This window comes from Burkholderia pyrrocinia (genome assembly GCF_003330765.1).
GTDB classification, from domain to species: domain Bacteria; phylum Pseudomonadota; class Gammaproteobacteria; order Burkholderiales; family Burkholderiaceae; genus Burkholderia; species Burkholderia pyrrocinia_B.
The window spans coordinates 2339759-2360733 of record NZ_CP024902.1 but is presented as its reverse complement, the minus strand read 5'-3'; the positions used below and the strand labels follow the sequence as shown (position 1 = coordinate 2360733).

The following is a 20975-nucleotide window of genomic DNA, read 5'->3' as shown; positions in this document are numbered from 1 at the left end:
AACGATTACGCGCTGGCTAGTATCGACCGAAATTTTCCGCCAATCAGCTGATTTTTAAGCAAAATCCATCGACCAATGCAGCATCGATCCCTGACCCAGGCATGCGCGCGCACCATCGCCGGGCTGTTCATCGGCGCCCTGTTCGCAGCAGCTCCCGGCGCGTTCGCCGACGAAGTCAGCAGTTTTAACCAGAATGTCACGAATTCGACTCAAATCGGGTCGGCTTCCCCCCTCCAGCAGACCAGCGCCCAGCCGTCGAGCGGCGGCGCGAAGTCGTTCCTCGCCGGCATGGCCGGCAAGGCGGGCGACGTCGTCGTCGGCGCACTGAACATGATCGGCGTGCGCTATCGCTGGGGCGGCAACTCGCCGGATTCGGGCCTCGACTGCAGCGGCTTCGTCCGCTACGTGTTCCAGGACACGCTCGGCATGTCGCTGCCGCGCCGTGCGGAAGAAATGAGCCGCGTCGGCGAGAAGGTGAGCATGAGCAACCTCAAGCCGGGCGACCTCGTGTTCTTCAACACGATGCGCCGCACGTTCTCGCACGTCGGCATCTATATCGGCGACAACAAGTTCGTGCACTCGCCGTCGACGGGCAGCACCGTCCGCGTCGACGATCTCGACAACGGCTACTGGGAAAAGCGTTTCACCGGCGCGCGCCGGATCGAGTCGGAGTTCCCGATGAAGGCCGAAGATCTGCGTCAGCGCGTGCGCGCGACGATCGGCGACGATTCGACGAACGGCAGCAACTGACGTTCGCCGGTCAGTCCGGCCGGATCGAAGAAACCCTGTCACCGAAAGGCGGCAGGGTTTTTTGTTTTGGGGCGGGTGCAGGTGGCGGATGGAAGTCGTTCCACCGGTCGCGGCGCGGCGGCGCACGCCGTCCCGCGAATGGCAGGCTTACGCGGCAGCCACGCCGCGCGCTGCCGCGAGCTTGCGCTGCAGTTCCGGCATGATGCGCGCGACCGCTTCCTCTCCCGCGAGGATCGCCGCGTTGCGCTGGTTGAAGTCGCTGCCGCCCATGGCCGCGAGGTTCGGGCGGATCACGACGTCCGCGTATTTGTCGAGTTCGTAGGTCTTGATCGTCTGGCCCATGATCGTGAAGGTCTGCAGCAGCATCTCGATCGGGTTGTTGGTCGCTGCGCCATCCGGCCGGGCCGAGATATCGACCGCGATCACGAAGCTCGCGCCCATCTTGCGCGCGTACGACGCGGGCACCGGGCTCACGAGGCCGCCGTCGACGTATTCGCGGTTGCCGATCTTCACCGGTTCGAACACCGACGGCACGCTGCACGACGCGCGTACCGCGAGCCCCGTGTTGCCTTGCTGGAACAGGATCGGCTGACCGCTCTGCAGATCCGTCGCGACGATGCCGAGCGGTTTCGCCATCTTCTCGATCGGCCGGTTGTTGAGCGTCTTGTTCAGGAAGTTCTGCAGCGCGACGCCCTGCAGCAGGCCGCGCGAGCGGAACGGCAGCGCCCAGTCGCTGATCGACGCCTGGTCCATGTCGAGCGCGATCTTGTTGATCTGCAACGCGCTCATGCCCGACGCATAGAGTGCGCCGACCACCGAGCCTGCGCTCGTGCCCGCGACGATTTCGACCGGGATGCCGCGCGCTTCGAGCGCCTTCAGCACGCCGATGTGCGAGAAGCCGCGCGCGGCGCCGCCGCCGAGCGCGATGCCGATCTTCACGGGCTTCTCGTGCGGCTGCGTGGGGTTGGATGCGTTGTCGGGGCGGGACTTGCCGCCGAACGACGTACAGGCGGCGAGGCTGGCGGACGCGCACGCGATCGTGAAGTGGCGGCGCGACAGGCGAGGGGACGACATCGAATGGTTCTCCGGCAGCTTGGCGGCGGGTTACACGGCCCGCGGCGGCGATAGGTTCCGAGCAGCCGCGCGGCGGGTTCCGTGCGACCGGCGCCGCGCCGGCTGGCGGCCGCGGCGCGCACATCATAAAGCAAGCGGTGCGCTTGGCGCGATGTCCGTCGCGAGTATAATTCCGGCTTCTTTCCCGTTCCGGGCGTCGCCGGCCCCGTTGCTGTCCGGGCTGCCGCCGTCGATCCCGCGTCGAATCATTCATGCGCCCCAGGCGTTCGAGTTACCGTTTATGACCCGTCCTGTCCGTACCCGCTTCGCACCGAGTCCCACCGGCTTCATCCACCTCGGCAACATCCGCTCCGCGCTTTATCCGTGGGCATTCGCCCGCAAGATGAACGGCACTTTCGTGCTGCGCATCGAGGATACCGACGTCGAGCGCTCGTCGCAGGAAGCGGTCGATGCGATCCTCGAGGGGATGCAATGGCTCGGCCTGGATTTCGATGAAGGCCCGATCTACCAGATGCAGCGGATGGACCGCTATCGCGAGGTGCTCGCGCAGATGCTGGAGAAGGGTCTCGCGTACCCGTGCTACATGTCGGCAGAGGAACTCGACGCGCTGCGCGAACGCCAGCGCGAGGCGGGGCTGAAGCCGCGCTACGACGGCACTTGGCGCCCGGAGCCCGGCAAGGTGCTGCCCGAGCCGCCGGCAGGCGTGAAGCCCGTGCTGCGCTTCCGCAATCCGCTGACGGGTACGGTCGTGTGGGACGACGCCGTGAAGGGGCGTGTCGAGATCTCGAACGAGGAGCTCGACGATCTCGTGATCGCGCGCCCGGACGGCACGCCGATCTACAACTTCTGCGTGGTGGTGGACGACATGGACATGGGCATCACGCACGTGATCCGCGGCGACGACCACGTGAACAACACGCCGCGCCAGATCAACATCCTGCACGCGCTCGGCGGCGAGGCGCCCGTCTACGCGCACCTGCCGACCGTGCTGAACGAGCAGGGCGAGAAGATGAGCAAGCGGCATGGCGCGATGAGCGTGATGGCGTACCGCGACGCGGGTTTCCTGCCTGAAGCCGTCGTCAACTATCTCGCGCGCCTCGGCTGGTCGCACGGCGACGCCGAGATCTTCTCGCGCGAGCAGTTTGTCGAATGGTTCGATCTCGATCATCTCGGCAAGTCGCCCGCGCAGTACGACCACAGCAAGCTGAGCTGGCTGAATGCGCATTACATCAAGGAAGCCGACAACGCGCGCCTCGCCGCGCTGGCGAAGCCGTTCCTCGACGCGCTCGGCATTGAAGACGCGGCGATCGCGACTGGCCCCGCGCTCGATGCCGTGGTCGGCCTGATGAAGGATCGCGCGACGACGGTCAAGGAGATCGCGGAAGGTGCCGCGATGTTCTATCGTGTGCCGGCACCGGAAGCCGATGCGCTCGCGCAGCATGTGACCGATGCAGTGCGGCCGGCGCTGGCCGATCTCGTCGTCGCGCTGAAGGCGGCCGACTGGACGAAGGAGGCGGTGTCCGCTGCGCTGAAGGCGACGCTCGGCACGCACAAGCTGAAGATGCCGCAACTCGCGATGCCGGTGCGCCTGCTGGTGGCGGGTACGACGCACACGCCGTCGATCGACGCGGTGCTCGTGCTGTTCGGTCGCGACGTCGTGGTATCGCGCATCGAGGCTGCGCTGGCCTGAGGTCCGGGCATAAGCGAAGCTGTCTGCGCGTGACATCGCGGCGGCTTCGCAAAAATTTCGCTCGAATCGCAAAAAGGGTATTTACAAGTTCAAAATCGGTCCATATAATCTCATTTCTGTTCTGCAAGGGGGTATAGCTCAGCTGGGAGAGCGCTTGCATGGCATGCAAGAGGTCAGCGGTTCGATCCCGCTTACCTCCACCATCAGAACAAATTAGGTTGATTTGCGAAGCAGCGGTGGTAATAAATGCTTCACAGAATGATCTAAAGCAGTTAGAATTCCGGCCTTCGCTGTTGACCAGAAGTGAATAGCGAAAGTCAGATAGATCTGAAAAGATTATGTCCCCTTCGTCTAGAGGCCTAGGACATCACCCTTTCACGGTGAGTACAGGGGTTCGAATCCCCTAGGGGACGCCAAATTCAGCGGCGTTTCGTAGAAGTGTCGCAGCGCGTGCAGGAACGTGACGATGTCCTGCAGGTGATGGAGCATAAAGCTGGAGCGGTAGTTCAGTTGGTTAGAATACCGGCCTGTCACGCCGGGGGTCGCGGGTTCGAGTCCCGTCCGCTCCGCCAGAACGAAGCCCGTTCAAGACGTTTTTGAGCGGGCTTTTGTATTAAGGATGTAAGCAGTACGTTGTCCCCTTCGTCTAGAGGCCTAGGACATCACCCTTTCACGGTGAGTACAGGGGTTCGAATCCCCTAGGGGACGCCAGATTCAGCGGCGTTTCGTAGAAGTGTCGCAGCGCGTGCAGGAACGTGACGATGTCCTGCAGGCGATGGTGCAGAAAGCTGGAGCGGTAGTTCAGTTGGTTAGAATACCGGCCTGTCACGCCGGGGGTCGCGGGTTCGAGTCCCGTCCGCTCCGCCAGAACGAAGCCCGTTCAAAAAACGTTTTTTGAACGGGCTTTTGTATTAAGGATGTAGGCAGTACGTTGTCCCCTTCGTCTAGAGGCCTAGGACATCACCCTTTCACGGTGAGTACAGGGGTTCGAATCCCCTAGGGGACGCCAGATTCAGCGACGTTTCGTAGAAGTGTCGCAGCGCGTGCAGGAACGTGACGATGTCCTGCAGGCGATGGTGCAGAAAGCTGGAGCGGTAGTTCAGTTGGTTAGAATACCGGCCTGTCACGCCGGGGGTCGCGGGTTCGAGTCCCGTCCGCTCCGCCAGAAAATGAAGAAGCCCGCCTTGTGCGGGCTTTTTCATTTGCGTTTCCGGTTGCGCCCGCCGGCGGGCGCGTGACTGCGGAGCGGAGGAAGCCGCCTGCGCGGCTTCCGGCGGGACTCGAAGGGATGCGCGTGCACGCGCATCCGCGGCCTGCAGGATGTAGGCGAGTCCCGTCCGCTCCGCCAGAAAATGAAGAAGCCCGCCTTGTGCGGGCTTTTTCATTTGCGTTTCCGGTTGCGCCCGCCGGCGGGCGCGTGACATCCCGGCATCAGACGCCGAACCGCTACGAGAAATTCGCGATTGCATCCGCACGCGACTGCGCTATCGTGGCGGGATGCGTTCTTGACCCCTGCGCGATGCTCGATCCGACCGACCTGCGACTCCTGTATCAGCTCCGGCCTGCGGAGCCCGGCGATTTCCCGTTTGCCGAAGCGCTGACGCACGGCAACATGGGCGGCTACTACAAGCGCCATGGGCTCGTGTGGCGCAGCGACCTGTTCTATGCGAGCTGGCGCGAATCCGAAAACTTCATCCTCGAGGCAGATGGCGAGCGCATCGGCGTGCTGCGCGTGACCGAGGAAGGCGACTCGCTGCATATCCGCGACGTACAGATCGCGGCCGGCCATCGCGGGCAGGGCGCCGGCACCTACATGCTCGACATGTCGCACCGCTGGGCGCGTGCGCGCGGGCTGCACGAACTGCAGTTGCGCGTGTTCGTCGACAATCCCGCCGCGCGTCTCTACTTGCGCATGGGCTACCAGGTCGCCGGGCCGCGGCTCGCGCAGCTTGGATCGATCCGCCACATGGTGCGGATGATCTGAAGGTTGGCGATCCTCCGGAACGAGGCGGTCAGCGGACAGCGCTGATCGCGTCGTCGTCCGGCATTTCGTCGTCCGCGATGCTGCCTTCCGCGCCGCGGTGCTCGTAGCCGCGCAGCATGAACGCGCGCGGGCTTTCGCCGAAGGCACGGCGGAACATGGCCGAGAAGGCGCTCTGGCTCTGGTAGCCGAGTTCGCGCGCGATATGCGACAGCGGGCGCCCCTGGTTTAGCAGCGGGATCGCCCGCGCAAGCAGCGCCTGTTGGCGCCACTGCGAAAAGCTCACGCCCAGTTCCTGCTTGAAGAGTCGCGAAATCGTGCGCGTGCTAGCGCCGACTTCGCTCGCCCAGTGTTCGAGCGACTCCGCATGCGCCGGGTGCGCGAGTACCGATTCGCACAGCATGCGCAGCCGCTTCTCGTCGGGCATCGGCACCGCGAGCGGCAACGGTTCGGCGTGACTCAGTTCGTCGAGCACGAGCCCGCACAGCAGGCGCTCGCGCACGGTGCTCAGGTCGCGTGCGTCGAGCGCGACGATCAGTTCGCGCAGCAGCCTCGTCACTTCGACGACGCGGCACGCGTCGAGCCCGCCCGGCACGATCGACTCGTCGATATACAGCGTGCGCAAATACGCCTCTTCGACGATCACGACCTCGTGCGTCACGTGCGGCGGCACCCAGATCGCGCGGGATGGCGGCACCATCCATGTCGTGCCGGTCGTCGCGACGCGCAGCACGCCGCGCGACGCGTAGGCGAGTTGCGCCCACGCATGCGTGTGCAGCGGGATGCGGCGGCCGGCGTCGACCTGCCGTGCGCGCACGCGCATCGGATGGGCGGCGGTCGGCGCGAATTCGGGCGGGATGTCGATGACGTCGTACGGGTTCGATACGTCGGCTTGGACGGGCGGATTCATGAACGGTTCGGGCAGCGCGGCGGCGATGCCGTTATTTTAGAAGGCGCCGCGCAAGCGCATGCGGCGGTTTTTTGGGGTGATCATGCCGCGTTCAAATGAACTTTGTATGGAGCCCGGCGAATTCGGGGCGACTGCCCGGGGCCGCGCGCGCCCGCGGGCCAGAACCATCGGGCCGATATCGTGGTCTATCGATGCGTGAGCGATTTCGCACGAATCGCGCGCGAACACGGCAACATTCGAATCGAAGAGGAGAACCACGATGCGCTACGTATTTATCTACGGCACATTGAGAGCCGGAGAGGCCAACGACATCGGCCATGCGGCCAGACGGCACGGGATTGCCGCGCCGACGCTGCTTGGCGCGGTCGCGCTGCCGGGCGAGCTGTACGATTTCGGCACGTATCCGGGGATGATCGCCGGGCCGGCCGGCAAGTCGCTTGTCTGGGGCGACGTCTACGAGGTCGACGAGCAGCTTGTCCCCGTGCTCGACGAGATCGAGCGTATCTATCCGGGCGTCGACACGCTGTTCAAGCCGGAAGAGGTGACCGTCGAGCTCGGCGGCCGGCAGTATGCATGCCTGTATTATCCGGTCGCCGCGCACGCGGTAGCCGGGCGTCCACGCATTGCGTCGGGCGACTGGGTCCAGCACCGGCGCGAGCGGGAAGCCGCCTGACCGACCGCGCGGCAGCCGGTCTCGCCGCAAAATAAAAAGCGCCCCGAGGGGCGCTTTCTTTATGCGGTCATCGCTTGCGACCGGCGACGGCGCGTGACCGACCGCCGGTCGCAGCGGGCAGCTTCGTCAGATTTCCTCGTACAGCGGCAGCGTCAGGAACTCGGTGAAGCCTTCCGACGTCGACATCTGCTCGAAGATCGCCGCGGCGCGCTCATATGGCTGCGTGTTGCCGCCGACCGAACGCTTCACGTTGTCGAGTTCGACCTTTGCGTATTCGCGCACGAGTTCCGCCGTGACCTTGCGGCCGTCGTCGAGCACGCCCTTCGGCGAGCGGATCCACTGCCACACCTGCGAACGGGAAATCTCGGCCGTGGCCGCGTCTTCCATCAGGTTGTGGATCGGCACGCAGCCGTTGCCGTCGAGCCACGCGCCGAGGTAGTGGATGCCGACGTTGATGTTGTTGCGCAGGCCGGCCTCGGTGATCGGTGCTTCAGGCTGGAAGTCGAGCAGGTTCTTGCCTTCGACCTGCACGTCGTCGCGCTGCTTCGCGATCTGGTTCGGCTTGTCGCCGAGCACCTTGACGAATTCTTCCATCGCGATCGGCACGAGGCCCGGGTGCGCAACCCAGCCGCCGTCGTAGCCGTCGGTCGCGTCACGGGCCTTGTCCGAACGCACGCCGCCCATCGCCTTCTCGTTCGCTTCCGGATCGTTCTTGATCGGGATCAGCGCGGCCATCCCGCCGATCGCCGGCGCGTTGCGCTTGTGGCAGGTCTTCAGCAGCAGCAGCGCATACGCACGCATGAACGGCACCGTCATCGTGATCTTCGAACGGTCGGCGAGGCAGAAATCGCGGTCGTTCTTGAACTTCTTGATCGCCGAGAAGATGTAGTCCCAGCGGCCGGCGTTCAGGCCCGAGCTGTGCTCGCGCAGTTCATACAGGATCTCGTCCATCTCGAACGCGGCGAGGATCGTCTCGATCAGCACCGTCGCGCGGATCGTGCCGCGCGGCACGCCGACGCCTTCCTGCGCTGCGACGAAGATGTCGTTCCACAGGCGCGCCTCGAGATGGCTTTCCATCTTCGGCAGGTAGAAGTACGGGCCCGAGCCGCGCGCGATCAGTTCCTTCGCGTTATGGAACAGGAACAGCGCGAAATCGAAGATGCCGCCGGACACGCGCTGGCCGTCGACCGTCACGTGCTTCTCGTCGAGGTGCCAGCCGCGCGGACGCACGATCAGCGTCGCGACCTTGTCGTTCAGCTGGTACGACTTGCCGTTCTGCTCGAGCGAGATCGTGCGGCGCACCGCATCCTTCAGGTTGATCTGGCCGTCGATCTGGTTCGTCCAGCTCGGCGCGTTCGAATCCTCGAAGTCCGTCATGTACGAATCGGCGCCCGAGTTCAGCGCGTTGATGATCATCTTGCGCTCGACGGGGCCGGTGATCTCGACACGGCGGCATTGCAGGTCGGCCGGCAGCGGCGCGACCTTCCAGTCGCCTTCGCGGATCGCCGTCGTGTCGGCCAGGAAGTCGGGGTGCTCGCCCGCGTCGAGGCGTTTCGTGCGCTCGACGCGCGCCTGCAGCAGCGCCTGGCGGCGCGGTTCGAACGTGCGGTGCAGCGCCGCGACGAGCGCGAGTGCTTCAGGCGTCAGGATCGCTTCGTAACCCGGCTTGATTTCGCCGGTGATCGCCATGCCTTGCGGCAGCGTGATCGGGGTGCTCATGAGTCTCATCTCCTTGGTCGGTCAGTTGCGGTTTCGGTGAAGGGGGAAGGCGGCAGCGCTGCGAACCTCATGCACCCGGGCCGGGGCGCGTGCGGTTTGCGTGTCTGCCGGACGGAGCCGGGGTGGCGAGGAATGCGAGCAGGTCGGCCATGCCGGTGCCCGTGCCGTCGGGCGGCGCGCCGAGTTCCTCGGCGGGTGCGCCCGTGCGGTTGAGCCAGAACGTCGTGTAGCCGAACCAGGCGGCACCGGCGACGTCCCAGGCGTTCGACGACACGAACACGATGCCGCGCGGGTTCGCCCCGAACGCGGCGGTGCCGAGCGCGTAGACGGCCGGACTCGGCTTGTAGGCGCGCACGGTGTCGGCCGACAGCACGCGATCGAACAGCCCGGACATGCCGGCGCTCTTGATCGCGATGTCGAGCATTTGCGGGTTGCCGTTCGACAGGATCGCGAGCGGCGGGCGCGGTTCGAGCGCACGCAGCTTGCGCAGCGCGGGCACCGTGTCGGGATAGGTGGACAGGCACGCGTATTCGTCCATCAGCCGCTTCTCGGCCGCGCTGTTCAGCGCGAGGCCGAGCGCGCGCGCGGCGAACCGCAGCGCGTCGAGCGTGATGTCCCGGAACGGGCGATAGCGGGCGCCGGCCGGATCGGCGAGCGTGCGCAGCTGCGAATATTCGATTTGCTTGCGTCGCCACAGCTGCGACAACCGTTCCCCGTGACCGGGAAACATCTGCTCCGCCGCGGCCACGACCGCATGCACGTCAAACAACGTGCCGAATGCATCGAAGAGGATTGCGTCGGGAGAGGAGAGTGTCGTTGTGGCCGACATAGCCTTGCGCTCCAGTTTCAGAGGTCGGGTCGATTCTATTCGTGATCGTAGGTACTAAAAAAGACGCTAATCATCACTTGATCTTTTACTTTCATATACCTAATCTTGAGCGGCTTAAGTTATTTGAAGGGCGGCGGTGCCGCCCTTGCGAGTCATGGACCGGTTCAAACAGATCGAAACGTTCGCCGCGGTCGCGGCGAAGGGCAGCCTGTCGGCGGCCGCGCACGCGGAAGGCGTCGCGCCGGCGATCATCGGCCGCCGCCTCGACGCGCTCGAGGAGCGGCTCGGCGTCAAACTGCTGGTGCGCACGACGCGCAAGCTCACGCTGACGTTCGAGGGCTCGGCGTTCCTCGAGGATTGCCAGCGGATCATCAACGACATGCAGAACGCGGAGGCGAGCGTGTCCGCCGGCGGCGTCAAGGCGAGCGGCCACCTGCGCATTTCCGCGCCGGCCGGCTTCGGCCGGCGGCACGTCGCACCGCTCGTGCCCGAATTCAGCGTCGGGCATCCCGACGTGTCGGTCACGCTCGACCTGTCCGACCGGATGGTCGACCTCGTCAACGAGGGGTTCGATTGCGCGGTGCGGCTCGGCGAGTTGCCCGACTCGTCGCTCGTGTCGCTGAAGCTCGGCGAGAATCGCCGCGTGTGCGTCGCGTCTCCCGCGTATCTCGCGCGGCGCGGCACGCCGGTCACGCTCGCGGAGCTGGCGCGGCACAACTGCCTCGCGCTCGCGGCGAACGCGAACCAGCAACGCGGCTGGGCGTTCCAGGAGGACGACAAGGTCGTGTCGATCCGCGTGAACGGCACGATGGAATGCTCGGACGGCGCGGTGCTGCACGAGTGGTGCCTCGCCGGCCACGGCCTGGCATGGCGCTCGTGGTGGGAGGTCGGCGAGGACATCGCGGCCGGCCGGCTCGTCAGCGTGCTCGACGCGTTCGCCGCGCCACCGATCGGCATCCACGCGGTGTTTCCGCAGCGCCGGCATCTGCCGCTGCGCGTGCGCCTGTTTCTCGATTACCTGAAGCACACGTACGAACGGCCCGGTTATTGGGGCGAGTAGGCCGTACGTGCCCGCGCGTTTCCGATATGAGGGCGAACCCGCTTCCGGTGCCGGTTGCGCGGTTTCGCACACTACAATCGTAGGAGGCATGCCCGACGCGTTGCGGCCGGCTCGGATGGGATCGCGACGCGCGGAGTGCGATTGACGAAGGAGGGCGCGATGTTCCGGCACATCCTCGTTCCAACCGACGGTTCCGAACTGTCGCAAAAGGCGATCGACGGCGCGATCGACCTCGCTCGCGCGGTCAGCGCGCGCGTGACGGCCTACGCGTGCCTGCCGCAGTATCCGTACTCGCCGTTTTCCGAAGTGATCATCGAGCCGCCCGCCGATTTCCGGGCACGCAGCGAACGCGAGGCGCGTGCCCACCTCGACGAGGTCGAATCGGCCGCGAAGGCGGCCGGCGTCGTCTGCGACACGTGGACGAGCGTGCATCCGTCGCCGTATCTCGGCATCATCGAGGCGGCCGAACGCGGCGGTTGCGACGTGATCTTCATGGCGTCCCACGGACGCCGTGGGCTCGGCAGCCTGCTGATCGGCAGCGAGACGCAGCGCGTGCTGACCCATACGAAAATTCCGGTGATCGTCTATCGATAGCGCGGCGCCGGCCATGGCAGCGCGGGCCGCGCCGTAGAAAAAGGGCGCGCCGGACAGAGCCGGCGCGCGTCGTTGCTGGCGGCCCGCAGACCGCGCGGCCGGTCGCGCGATCAGCATCGCGCGCCTGCCGTCTCCTCCCTGATGCTTGTTCTGTTGCCGATACAGCGACGCTTGCGCGTATTACGCGACCTTCTTGCCGTCGAAGAACTGTTCGTCTTCGGTCGAGCCGTGCAGCGCGGTCGTCGATGCTTCGCGCTCGACCGTCTGCGTCACCGCGTCGAAGTAACCCGTGCCGACTTCGCGCTGGTGCTTGACGGCCGTGAAGCCCTTGTCGGCTGCCGCGAATTCGGCCTGCTGCAGTTCGACGAACGCGCTCATCTGCGTGCGGGCATAACCGTGCGCGAGGTTGAACATCGAGTAGTTCAGCGCATGGAAGCCGGCCAGCGTGATGAACTGGAACTTGTAGCCCATCGCGCCGAGTTCTCTCTGGAACTTCGCGATCGTCGCGTCGTCGAGGTTCTTCTTCCAGTTGAACGACGGCGAGCAGTTGTACGACAGCATCTTGCCCGGGAACTGCTTGTGGATTGCTTCCGCGAACTTCTTCGCATACTCGAGATCCGGCTTGCCCGTTTCGCACCAGACCAGGTCGGCGTGCGGCGCGTAGGCGAGGCCGCGCGAGATTGCCTGCCCGATGCCCGGCTTCGTGCGGAAGAAGCCTTCCACCGTGCGCTCGCCCGTCAGGAACGGCTTGTCGTTGTCGTCGACGTCTGACGTGATCAGGTCGGCTGCTTCCGCGTCGGTACGCGCAACCAGCACGGTCGGCGTGCCCATCACGTCGGCTGCGAGACGCGCTGCCGACAGCTTCGCGACGGCTTCGCGCGTCGGCACGAGCACCTTGCCGCCCATGTGGCCGCACTTCTTCACCGAAGCGAGCTGGTCTTCGAAGTGGACGCCCGATGCGCCTGCCTCGATCATCGCCTTCATCAGTTCGAATGCGTTCAGCACGCCGCCGAAGCCGGCTTCCGCGTCAGCGACGATCGGCGCGAAGAAATCGACATAGCCTTCGTCGCCCGGGTTCTTGCCTTCCGACCACTGGATCTGGTCGGCGCGCGTCAGCGTGTTGTTGATGCGCTTCACGACCAGCGGCACCGAGTTCGCGGGGTACAGCGACTGGTCCGGGTACATTTCGCCCGCGACGTTCGCGTCGCCGGCCACTTGCCAGCCGGACAGGTAGATGGCCTTCAGGCCGGCCTTCACCTGCTGCATCGCCTGGTTGCCGGTCAGCGCGCCGAGTGCGTTGACGAACGGCTCGTCGTTGATGAGGCTCCACAGCTTTTCCGCGCCGCGCTTGGCCAGCGTGTGCTCGATCGGGATCGAGCCGCGCAGGCGGACCACGTCGTCAGCCGAGTAGCTGCGCTTGATGCCCTTCCAGCGCGGATCGGTTTCCCATTGCCTTTGCAGTTCCTGTGCCTGTTGCTGACGCGACATGATGAGCTCCTTGATGCGGTGTGTTGCCGAATGGGTTGAATCTGACGATGGCGATGCTGTTTTCGAAGCCGGAAGCGGTGCGTTCCGGTTCGTGAAGTCTTGTATAAGAGTCTAGGCAAATCGGCGGGAGCGAAACAGGGACTTTCTCAGGAAGTGCGTAATTTTTTAGTTGTTTTAAATCAATGATTTGAGTTTGTTATTTCGGGATAAGAAATGCATTTTTCCATCCCGCAATCGTCTGGGTTGTGCCACGCAACACGATTTTTTACGACACAAAAAAATTTTCCGCATCGTGAAATGTGAGGCGGGGCGAAAAAAAACCGGCGCAGATGCGCCGGTCGGCCGAATTGGCGGGGCGGCCAGGGCCGCCCGTGCGTGCTTACGACGCGGAATTGCTGCGACGCGGGGCGCCGCTGCGCTGGCCGTCGCGACGCGGGCCGCCGTCACGGCTGCCGCCCGGCTTGCCGCTCCAGCCGCCGCCATTGCCGCCGCCATTGCCGCCGCCGTAGCTGCGGCCGTTGCTGCTATTGCCGCCGCCCGGCTTGCCGCCGAAACGCCGACCGCCGTTGCCGCCGCCCGGACGGCCGCGACCACCGGTGCCGCCGCTGCGCTGGGGTGTCTTGCGCGGCTCGAAGCCTTCGATCACGTTGACCGGCAGCGGCGAACGCACGAAGCGCTCGATGCGCTTGAGCGCGCCTTGTTCGGCGTGGTGCACGAGGCTCACCGCGGTGCCCGAACGGCCCGCGCGGCCGGTACGGCCGATGCGGTGCACGTAGTCTTCCGCGAACTTCGGCAGATCGTAGTTGAACACGTGCGTGATGCCCGGGATGTCGATCCCGCGCGCCGCGACGTCGGTCGCGACGAGCACGCGCACCTTGCGCTCGCGCAGTGCGCGGATCGTGCGGTTGCGTGCGCCTTGCGGCAGGTCGCCGTGCAGCGCGGCCGATTCGAAGCCCGCGTCGGCGAGGCGGCCGGCGAGCTGGTCGGCATCGATCTTGGTCGCCGTGAAGATGATCGCCTGGTCAAGCGCGTCGTCGCGCAGCAGGTGATCGAGCAGGCGGTCCTTGTGATCGCGGTCGTCGACGTAATGCACGGTCTGTGCGATGTTCGTGCGCGATTCGAGGCGCTGCTGGATCTCGATGCGTTCCGGATCCTTCAGCAGGCGGCCCGTCAGCGAACCGATCTTGCCGTCGAGCGTGGCCGAGAACAGCATCGTCTGGCGCGACGCGGGCGTGGCCGCGACGATGGTTTCGATGTCGTCGATGAAGCCCATGTCGAGCATGCGGTCGGCTTCGTCGAGCACGAGCATCTTCAGTTCGGACAGGTCGATGCGGCCGCGCTCGAGGTGGTCGAGCAGACGGCCCGGCGTCGCGACCAGGATTTCCGGGTTCTTCGCGAGCAGCATCAGCTGCTGGCCGTAGGCGACACCGCCGAGGATGCTGACGGTGCGCAGGCGCTTGAGGTGCTTGCCGTAGGTCGATGCGGCCGTCGTGACCTGCATCGCGAGTTCGCGGGTCGGCGTCAGCACGAGCAGGCTCGGGCGTGAGACCGGCTGCGGGCGGCGGACGCGGCGGTCGCCGGCGTTCGCTTCACGCGGGGCGCGCGGCTGCTGCGCCAGCGTCTTCTGGAGCTGCGCGAAACGTTCGATCGCGGGCAGCATGAAGGCGGCCGTCTTGCCCGAACCGGTCGGGCTCGACACCAGCAGGTCGCGGCCGGCGATGCCAGCCGGAATCGCACGCTGCTGGACCGGCGTCGGCTTCACATAGCCGGCGGCCTCCAGCGCGGAGACGATCTCCGGCGACAGCCCGAGCGACGCGAAGCTCGGCTCGTCCGACGCCGGTTCGAGCGCGGCCGGTGCGGCGGCAGCATCGTGACCGAGCGCCTGGTCGGCGATCGCGTTGAGCGGGCTGGAGTTAATGCTCGAAGTCATAACAATCCTTGATACACACAGTGGGTGAAACGTCGGCGCCAATCGCGCATACCCAAGTCGTCGGATTCATCGAGCAAATCGGGAAACGGGAGCAATCCACCGAACAGACGGCGGATGAGGCATTAGAAGCTGTTTTGGGTGCGGCGCGCTACAGGAGCGGGGCCGCCAGCCTGATAAGTGACGACCGCAAGGGTCGAAGCAGGAGGGGACAGGTTCTAAACCGGATTGGAGCTTAACGCTACGAGGCGTCAGGCCGGAACGGCTTGCGAGCCGAGCGCGGGAGGTGACGCAGGCCGCATTATAAAGAAATTTGCTGCGCTGCGCCACTGATTTGATTGCCTATTGCGGCGAGGGCGATTCGGTCAGGATGCCGTGCCGTTTTTCAGCGATTCGACGAGTTCGATGTACTGCTGCTTCGCCGCATCCTGCGACGTGCCCTTCAGCGCGTCCCATGCGTCGTACTTATATTTGCCGACGATGTCGGTGAAGCCCGGCTTGTCGCCGTGGGCATCGCCGTCGGTCGCCTGCTTGAAGAGCGCGTACAGGCGCAGCAGGGTCAGGTTGCCCGGCCGTTCCGTCAGCTGCTTGACGTCGATCTGGGCCTGGTCGAATTGGGCGGTGAGTTCGCTCATCGGGTGTCTCCGTAAGGGTTTCAGGTCGGGCGATCTTAACAAGCGGACCGCCGCGCGGGGTCGAGCGATCCTTCCAAACCGCCGCCGGCGCCGCGCGCACGCACGGATCGGGCCCGATCGCCCGTGGGAGCGGGGCGCCGCATTACAATATCGGCCATGACGCAAACAGTGCTCCTCGCCATCGATACGTCGACCGAATACTGCTCGGTCGCGCTGCTGCGCTCGGCTCATGCCGATGACGCCGTTTCCACCCCGCAAACCTGGGCCCGCCACGAGCTGACGGGCGCCGTGTCGAGCACGCGCGTGCTGCCGGCGATCCAGGAGCTCTTCGCCGAATCGGGGCTGACGCTCGCCGATTGCGACGCGATCGCGTTCGGCGCGGGCCCCGGTTCGTTCACGGGCCTGCGCACCGCGACGGGCATTACCCAGGGCCTCGCGTTCGGACGCGGGCTGCCGGTCGTGCCGATCGGCACGCTGCTCGCGTGCGCGGAGCACGCGCGGCTGCGCGCGCCCGGCACGACCCGCGTGCTTGCCGCGCTGGATGCGCGGATGGACGAAGCCTACTGGGCGGACTTCGCATGGGACGACAGTACCGGCGACTGGCGCACGCTGCATCCGGCTTCGCTCGATGCGCCGGGCGCCGTCGGCGTGCCCGATGTGCCATTCACGCTCGCGGGCAATGCGGCTGCCGCGTTCGGCGCGCAGTTGCCGGCCGCGTCGCGCGCGGCCGTGATCGACGGCGACGCGCTGCCGCACGCACTCGCGGTCGCGCATGCCGCGCTGCGCGCGTTCCGCGCCGGGCGTGCGGTGCCGGCCGATCAGGCCGCGCCTGAATACGTGCGCGACAAGGTCGCGCAGACGACCGCCGAGCGCGTCGCGGCACGGGCCGCGCAGACGGGCGGAGTGAAGGGATGACGGGTGTACTGCTGAGCGACCGCTATCTGGCGCCGATGACGGATGCCGATCTCGACGAAGTCGTCGCGATCGAGCAGGTCGCGTACGAATTCCCGTGGAGCCGCGGCAACTTCGAGGATTCGTTGCGCAACGGCTATCTGGGCGTGTGCATGCGGCACGTGACGGGTTCGCTCATCGGCTATTGCGTGTTGATGCCCGTGATCGACGAGATGCACCTGCTGAACCTGTGCGTCGCGCCGGCCGCGCAGCATGCGGGCGCTGGCCTCGCGCTGCTGCGCGAGGCCGTGCGCATTTCGCGCGCGGAGCGGCTCGACGGCGTGCTGCTCGAGGTGCGGCCGTCCAATCCGCGTGCGGTCCATCTGTACGAGCGCTTCGGCTTCGTGACGATCGGCCGGCGCAAGAACTACTATCCGGCGAAGCATCGCAGCCGGGAGGACGCGATCGTGATGCGTCTGACGCTGAACAAGAATGAGGGGGACGCGCATGGCGTGGGCTGAAGCGGCGCTCGAGGAAATAGGCCTCGCGCAGATCTGGGTGCGGCGCGGGCAGCGCGCGGACGAAGGCGCGGCAGCCGAAGCGCCCGCCGCGGCGCAAGCCGGTGCGGCGGACGGCGTTTCCGTCGCCGCCGATCGGCCGGCGCGCGCGGCGCGTACGCTGGCGCAAGACGATGCACCGCCGGCACGCGAGCCGGGCGAGCCGTCGCGCCGTGTCGTCGATGGCGACCGCGCACCCGCGCCGGCCGCCTCGGCCGACGCGATGCCGCCGATGGACGACGCGCCGCCGGCCGGAGCAGACGATTTCGCGTGGTTCGACGCGGCGCCGCCGGGCGATCCCGTGCCGGCTGCCGCATCGCGTCCCGCAGAAACGCCGGTTGCCGTGCTCGACTGGGATGCACTGGCCGCGCGCGTGGCCGACTGCACACGCTGCCGGCTGTGCGAGAAGCGGACCAACACCGTATTCGGCGTCGGCGACCGCGAAGCGGACTGGATGCTGATCGGCGAAGCGCCGGGCGAGAACGAGGACAAGCAGGGCGAGCCGTTCGTCGGCCAGGCCGGCAAGCTGCTCGACAACATGCTGCAGTCGCTGTCGCTCCAGCGCGGCGACAACGTCTATATCGCGAACGTGATCAAGTGCCGGCCGCCCGGCAACCGCAATCCGGAACCGGACGAGGTCGCAAGCTGCGAGCCTTATCTGCAGCGCCAGGTCGCGCTCGTGAAGCCGAAGCTGATCGTCGCGCTCGGACGCTTCGCCGCGCAGACGTTGCTGAAGACGGACGCGAGCATCGCGTCGTTGCGCGGTCGCGTGCATGCCTACGAAGGCGTGCCGGTGATCGTTACCTACCACCCGGCGTACCTGTTGCGCAGCCTGCAGGACAAATCGAAGGCGTGGGCCGACCTGTGCCTCGCGCGCGACACGTTCCGGCGCGCAGAGGGTGCCGACGCGAACGGGCCGGCCGGGCAATGACGACCGGCGCGGCGTTCGCATTCGTCGATACGCTGCGCGACGCCGCGGTTCGCGATCTGGGCTGGCTTCTCGCCAGCCCGAGCCTGCTTACCGCGGCGCCCGGCGCGCCGCTTGCGCATCCGTGGCCGGATGCGGCCGGCCGGTCGGCCGTCGAAGCGTGGCTCGCCGCGCTCGATGCGGCGCCCGAGCCGCTGCGCCGCGCGCTCGACGGGTTGCGGCCCGTGCGGCTCGGCCGCTACGCGGAATGCCTGCTCGAGTATTTCCTCACGCACGGACCGTCGCTGCGGCTCGTCGCAGCCAATCTCCCGCTGCGCAGCAACGGCCTGACGCTCGGCGAAGTCGATTTTCTCGTTGATGCGCCGGGCGGGCAGCGCCTGCACTGGGAACTCGCGGTGAAGTGCTATCTGTGCGCGCCGGTGCGCGACGGCGCGTCGCTTGCCGATTTCGTCGGACCCAACCTCGTCGACCGGCTAGACCGCAAGCGCAGCCGGCTGCTCGACCACCAACTGCGGCTCGGCGATCGCGACGGGTTTGCGCGGCTCGGCTACGGTGCACCGTCCGACGCGCAGATGTTCATCAAGGGCTGGTTGTTCTATCCGCACGGCGCGCCGTTGCCGCCGGTGTCCGCGGAAATCGCGCCGGATCACCCGCGCGGTTTCTGGCTGACACATGCGCAGTGGCCGGCGTGGGCGGCGTCGCAGCGTGCCGGTGTCGCATGGAGCGTGTTGCCCCGGCTTGCGTGGCTCGCGCCGCGGCATGTTGCCGCCGACGCCGACTTCGAACCCGAACCGCTGGCGGCCGCACCCGAGCTGCCACCCGTGTTGACGGTGCGCCAGGCGCCTGCGCTGATCGGCATCCATGAAAAGGGCGGCGATGGCACGTGGCGCGAGACGGCGCGCGGCTTCATCGTGCCCGACGACTGGCCGGCGCGCGCGCAGGCGTTCGCGGCGCAGGACAGCTGACGCAGCGTCAGCCGGCGCTTACCACCAGCGATGGAAGTGATGGACGGGGCCGACGCCGTGGCCGACGTCGAGGTGGCCGCTCGCGGCGATCGCGCCGGTCAGGTAGGCCTTCGCTTCGCGCACGGCGCTTTCGAGGTCGGGCTGCTGCGGGAGCAGCGCGGCGATCGCGGATGACAGCGTGCAGCCCGTGCCGTGCGTGTTGCTGACCGGCACGCGCGGGCCGTCGAGCCGCACGGTGCGCGCCGCATCGACGAGCCAGTCGGGGCTCGCGGACGCATCGGGCAAGTGGCCGCCTTTCATCAGCACGGCGCGCGCGCCGGTCTTCAGCAATGCCTGGCCTTGCCGGACCATGTCGTCTTCAGTGGTCGCGGGCGCTTCGCCGAGCAGCGCGGCCGCTTCGGGCAGGTTCGGCGTGACGACGGTCGCAAGCGGCAGCAGCACATCGCGCAACGCGTCGACCGCGTCGGGCGCGAGCAGCGCGTGCGAACTCTTGGAGATCATCACCGTGTCGAGCACGACGAAGCGCGGCGTGTAACGCCGCAGTGCGTCGGCAACCGCGTGCACGATCGCTGCGTTCGCAAGCATCCCGATCTTGACCGCATCGATGCGAATGTCGTCGAACACCGCGTCGAGCTGTGCGGTCACGAACGCGGCGTCCGGCGCGTGTACGCCCGTCACGCCGCGCGTGTTCTGTGCGGTCAGCGCGGTGATCACGCTGGCGCCATACGTGCCGAGCGCGGAAAACGTCTTCAGGTCGGCCTGGATGCCTGCACCGCCGCCCGAATCGGAGCCGGCGATCGTCAGGATGTTGGGTATCGGATGCGTCATGAGGGCAACGCGCCGGTTCGAAGACCGGCGCCGGCGGGCGGAAACGGAAAGTGTAGCGTCAGTGCCGCGATTCGCCGATCAGCGCGACCGAATCGAACTGGCGCTGGTTCGCCTGGTGGCGGCGCATCACGAGCCACATCGTCAGGCAGACGAATGTGCCGAACAGCACGATCACGACGCCGACCGGCACGTCGAGCCACACGAGCACCGCATACAGGCACAGCATCACGAGCACGGAGAGGTTCTCGTTGAAGTTCTGCACCGCGATCGAGTGGCCGGCCGACAGCAGCACGTGGCCGCGATGCTGCAGCAGCGCGTTCATCGGAACGACGAAGTAGCCCGACAGCGCGCCGACGCAGATCAGGAACAGGTAAGCGACGATCAGGTACACGGGCACGCGCAGGTGGCCGACGTGCAGGGCCCAGTGCGACGGGAACAGGTCGCGCGTGTAGAACGCCATCAGCATCACCGCGATGCCCATGATGATGCCGACGGGCAGCACGGTCAGCGACTTCTTCAGCGGGATCCGGGCCGCGGCGGCGATCGCGCCGGCCGCGACGCCGACTGCTACGACTGCCTGCAACAGTGCGCCTTCGGACAGCGACATGCCGAGCGATACCTCGGCCCATTTCAGCACGATGAACTGCAGCGTCGCGCCCGCGCCCCAGAACAGCGTCGTGACCGCCAGCGAGATCTGGCCGAGCTTGTCGTGCCACAGCACCGTGAAGCAGTCGGCGAAATCGGTAAGAAGCTTGACCGGGCCGCGCTCCTGCTTCGGGTAGCGGGCGCCCGTATCGGGAATGCGCAGGTTGAACAGTGCGGCGATCACATAGATCGCCATGATGATCGCCATCGCCGCTTCGGCGGGTGTGCTGATCCAGGCGGGCGTGTGCGCGATCACGTGCGACGCGATGTGCGGGCTGATCAGCGCGCCGCCGAGCACGGTGCCGAGGATGATCGAGCTGACGGTCGTGCCTTCGATCCAGCCGTTCGCGGCGACCAGCCGGTCGGCCGGCAGCAGCTCGGTGAGGATGCCGTATTTCGCGGGCGAGTAGGCCGCCGCGCCGAATCCGACGATCCCGTACGCGATCAGCGGGTGAGCGCCGAACAGCATGATCATGCAGCCGACCACCTTGATCGAGTTGGTGATGAACATCACGCGGCCCTTCGGGCGCGAATCCGCGAAAGCACCGACATACGCCGCCAACACCACATAGGACAACACGAAGAACAGCTTCAGCAGCGGTGTCATCCAGTTGGGGGCGTGGAGGTCTTTCAGCAGGGCGATGGCGGCGATGAGAAGCGCATTGTCGGCCAGCGACGAGAAAAACTGCGCGGCCATGATGGTGTAAAAACCTTTTTTCATCTGATGCGATGCTTTCGTCGCTGCGGCAGGGCCGCGTAGGCCGCCTGGTATGCGATCGGCTTATTCCGTTCGAAATGGGTTGTGCGCACGGCTTTATAACATGAAAATAC

Annotated in this window: 19 protein-coding genes and 7 tRNA genes; 17 read left to right on the top strand and 9 right to left on the bottom strand. The window is 66.3% G+C overall.

Translation table 11 applies throughout. The features are described 5' to 3' along the window. The first annotated feature begins 75 nt into the window (after nucleotides 1-75). On the top strand, nucleotides 76-750 hold the full coding sequence (locus CUJ89_RS11400) for a C40 family peptidase (protein WP_114177414.1): 675 nt from the start codon (nucleotides 76-78) through the stop codon (nucleotides 748-750). A gap of 147 nt (nucleotides 751-897) precedes the next feature. On the opposite strand, the gene CUJ89_RS11395 is transcribed toward CUJ89_RS11400, so the two are convergent. Then, a complete protein-coding gene (locus tag CUJ89_RS11395; RefSeq protein ID WP_114177413.1) occupies nucleotides 898-1824 on the bottom strand; it encodes a patatin-like phospholipase family protein in 927 nt (308 codons plus the stop codon). Nucleotides 1825-2104: 280 nt separating this feature from the next. Between CUJ89_RS11395 and gltX the strand changes: the two genes are divergently transcribed. The 9 genes from gltX (at nucleotide 2105) to CUJ89_RS11350 (ending at nucleotide 5498) form a co-directional block, all read left to right on the top strand. Continuing rightward, a complete protein-coding gene (gene gltX / locus CUJ89_RS11390; RefSeq protein ID WP_114177412.1) occupies nucleotides 2105-3514 on the top strand; it encodes a glutamate--tRNA ligase in 1410 nt (469 codons plus the stop codon). 127 nt (nucleotides 3515-3641) lie between these two features. Continuing rightward, nucleotides 3642-3717 (top strand) — tRNA-Ala (locus CUJ89_RS11385). 137 nt (nucleotides 3718-3854) lie between these two features. Further along, nucleotides 3855-3930, top strand: a tRNA-Glu gene (locus CUJ89_RS11380). Nucleotides 3931-4009: 79 nt separating this feature from the next. Continuing rightward, nucleotides 4010-4086, top strand: a tRNA-Asp gene (locus tag CUJ89_RS11375). A 63-nt stretch (nucleotides 4087-4149) separates the two neighbouring features. Further along, nucleotides 4150-4225, top strand: a tRNA-Glu gene (locus CUJ89_RS11370). Nucleotides 4226-4304: 79 nt separating this feature from the next. Beyond that, nucleotides 4305-4381: transfer RNA gene (locus CUJ89_RS11365), tRNA-Asp, on the top strand. Between the two features lie 66 nt (nucleotides 4382-4447). Further along, nucleotides 4448-4523, top strand: a tRNA-Glu gene (locus CUJ89_RS11360). 79 nt (nucleotides 4524-4602) lie between these two features. Then, a tRNA-Asp gene (locus CUJ89_RS11355) sits at nucleotides 4603-4679 on the top strand. Between the two features lie 354 nt (nucleotides 4680-5033). Further along, nucleotides 5034-5498: a GNAT family N-acetyltransferase gene (locus tag CUJ89_RS11350; protein ID WP_114177411.1), complete on the top strand. Its 465-nt coding sequence runs from the start codon at nucleotides 5034-5036 to the stop codon at nucleotides 5496-5498. 28 nt (nucleotides 5499-5526) lie between these two features. Here the strand turns inward: CUJ89_RS11350 and CUJ89_RS11345 are convergent, their stop codons facing one another. Then, entirely contained in the window at nucleotides 5527-6405 is an 879-nt protein-coding gene (locus tag CUJ89_RS11345) for an AraC family transcriptional regulator (RefSeq protein ID WP_114177410.1), read from the bottom strand. Between the two features lie 259 nt (nucleotides 6406-6664). Between CUJ89_RS11345 and CUJ89_RS11340 the strand changes: the two genes are divergently transcribed. Then, entirely contained in the window at nucleotides 6665-7078 is a 414-nt protein-coding gene (locus CUJ89_RS11340; RefSeq protein ID WP_114177409.1) for a gamma-glutamylcyclotransferase, read from the top strand. 126 nt (nucleotides 7079-7204) lie between these two features. Here the strand turns inward: CUJ89_RS11340 and aceB are convergent, their stop codons facing one another. Continuing rightward, nucleotides 7205-8797, bottom strand: a complete 1593-nt coding sequence (gene aceB, locus CUJ89_RS11335; RefSeq protein WP_114178581.1) for a malate synthase A — start codon at nucleotides 8795-8797, stop codon at nucleotides 7205-7207. 67 nt (nucleotides 8798-8864) lie between these two features. Beyond that, nucleotides 8865-9626 (bottom strand): haloacid dehalogenase type II, encoded by a 762-nt coding sequence (locus CUJ89_RS11330; protein WP_114177408.1) that lies wholly within the window; start codon nucleotides 9624-9626, stop codon nucleotides 8865-8867. A gap of 154 nt (nucleotides 9627-9780) precedes the next feature. Here CUJ89_RS11330 and CUJ89_RS11325 point away from each other — a divergent pair, with 154 nt between their 5' ends. Next, on the top strand, nucleotides 9781-10686 hold the full coding sequence (locus CUJ89_RS11325; RefSeq protein ID WP_006481938.1) for a LysR family transcriptional regulator: 906 nt from the start codon (nucleotides 9781-9783) through the stop codon (nucleotides 10684-10686). 159 nt (nucleotides 10687-10845) lie between these two features. Then, nucleotides 10846-11280 (top strand): universal stress protein, encoded by a 435-nt coding sequence (locus CUJ89_RS11320; RefSeq protein ID WP_114178580.1) that lies wholly within the window; start codon nucleotides 10846-10848, stop codon nucleotides 11278-11280. Nucleotides 11281-11460: 180 nt separating this feature from the next. Here CUJ89_RS11320 and aceA read toward each other — a convergent pair whose 3' ends face one another. From aceA to CUJ89_RS11305, 3 genes are all read right to left on the bottom strand, one after another. Continuing rightward, nucleotides 11461-12768, bottom strand: coding sequence for an isocitrate lyase (aceA, locus tag CUJ89_RS11315; protein WP_114177407.1), 1308 nt, complete (start codon nucleotides 12766-12768; stop codon nucleotides 11461-11463). 379 nt (nucleotides 12769-13147) lie between these two features. Further along, nucleotides 13148-14698, bottom strand: coding sequence for a DEAD/DEAH box helicase (locus CUJ89_RS11310; protein ID WP_114177406.1), 1551 nt, complete (start codon nucleotides 14696-14698; stop codon nucleotides 13148-13150). 362 nt (nucleotides 14699-15060) lie between these two features. After that, nucleotides 15061-15330: an acyl-CoA-binding protein gene (locus CUJ89_RS11305; protein WP_011352486.1), complete on the bottom strand. Its 270-nt coding sequence runs from the start codon at nucleotides 15328-15330 to the stop codon at nucleotides 15061-15063. 147 nt (nucleotides 15331-15477) lie between these two features. Here CUJ89_RS11305 and tsaB point away from each other — a divergent pair, with 147 nt between their 5' ends. Genes tsaB through CUJ89_RS11285 form a run of 4 tightly spaced genes read left to right on the top strand, consistent with a single transcriptional unit; the run spans nucleotide 15478 to nucleotide 18671 of the window. After that, complete coding sequence (gene tsaB / locus CUJ89_RS11300; RefSeq protein WP_114178579.1) at nucleotides 15478-16245, top strand: tRNA (adenosine(37)-N6)-threonylcarbamoyltransferase complex dimerization subunit type 1 TsaB; 768 nt, start codon at nucleotides 15478-15480, stop codon at nucleotides 16243-16245. Continuing rightward, nucleotides 16242-16742: a ribosomal protein S18-alanine N-acetyltransferase gene (rimI, locus tag CUJ89_RS11295; RefSeq protein WP_114177405.1), complete on the top strand. Its 501-nt coding sequence runs from the start codon at nucleotides 16242-16244 to the stop codon at nucleotides 16740-16742. The genes tsaB and rimI overlap by 4 nt, the downstream gene beginning before the upstream one ends. Further along, a complete protein-coding gene (locus CUJ89_RS11290; protein WP_114177404.1) occupies nucleotides 16729-17709 on the top strand; it encodes a uracil-DNA glycosylase in 981 nt (326 codons plus the stop codon). Before rimI ends, CUJ89_RS11290 begins: the two co-directional genes overlap by 14 nt. After that, nucleotides 17706-18671 carry a DUF1853 family protein gene (locus CUJ89_RS11285; RefSeq protein ID WP_114177403.1) on the top strand — a complete coding sequence of 322 codons (966 nt, stop codon included), beginning with the start codon at nucleotides 17706-17708 and terminating at the stop codon, nucleotides 18669-18671. Before CUJ89_RS11290 ends, CUJ89_RS11285 begins: the two co-directional genes overlap by 4 nt. An 18-nt stretch (nucleotides 18672-18689) precedes the next feature. On the opposite strand, the gene thiD is transcribed toward CUJ89_RS11285, so the two are convergent. Further along, nucleotides 18690-19499 carry a bifunctional hydroxymethylpyrimidine kinase/phosphomethylpyrimidine kinase gene (gene thiD / locus CUJ89_RS11280; RefSeq protein ID WP_114177402.1) on the bottom strand — a complete coding sequence of 270 codons (810 nt, stop codon included), beginning with the start codon at nucleotides 19497-19499 and terminating at the stop codon, nucleotides 18690-18692. Between the two features lie 58 nt (nucleotides 19500-19557). Beyond that, nucleotides 19558-20865 carry a lysophospholipid transporter LplT gene (gene lplT, locus CUJ89_RS11275; RefSeq protein WP_114177401.1) on the bottom strand — a complete coding sequence of 436 codons (1308 nt, stop codon included), beginning with the start codon at nucleotides 20863-20865 and terminating at the stop codon, nucleotides 19558-19560. Between the last annotated feature and the right edge of the window lie 110 nt (nucleotides 20866-20975).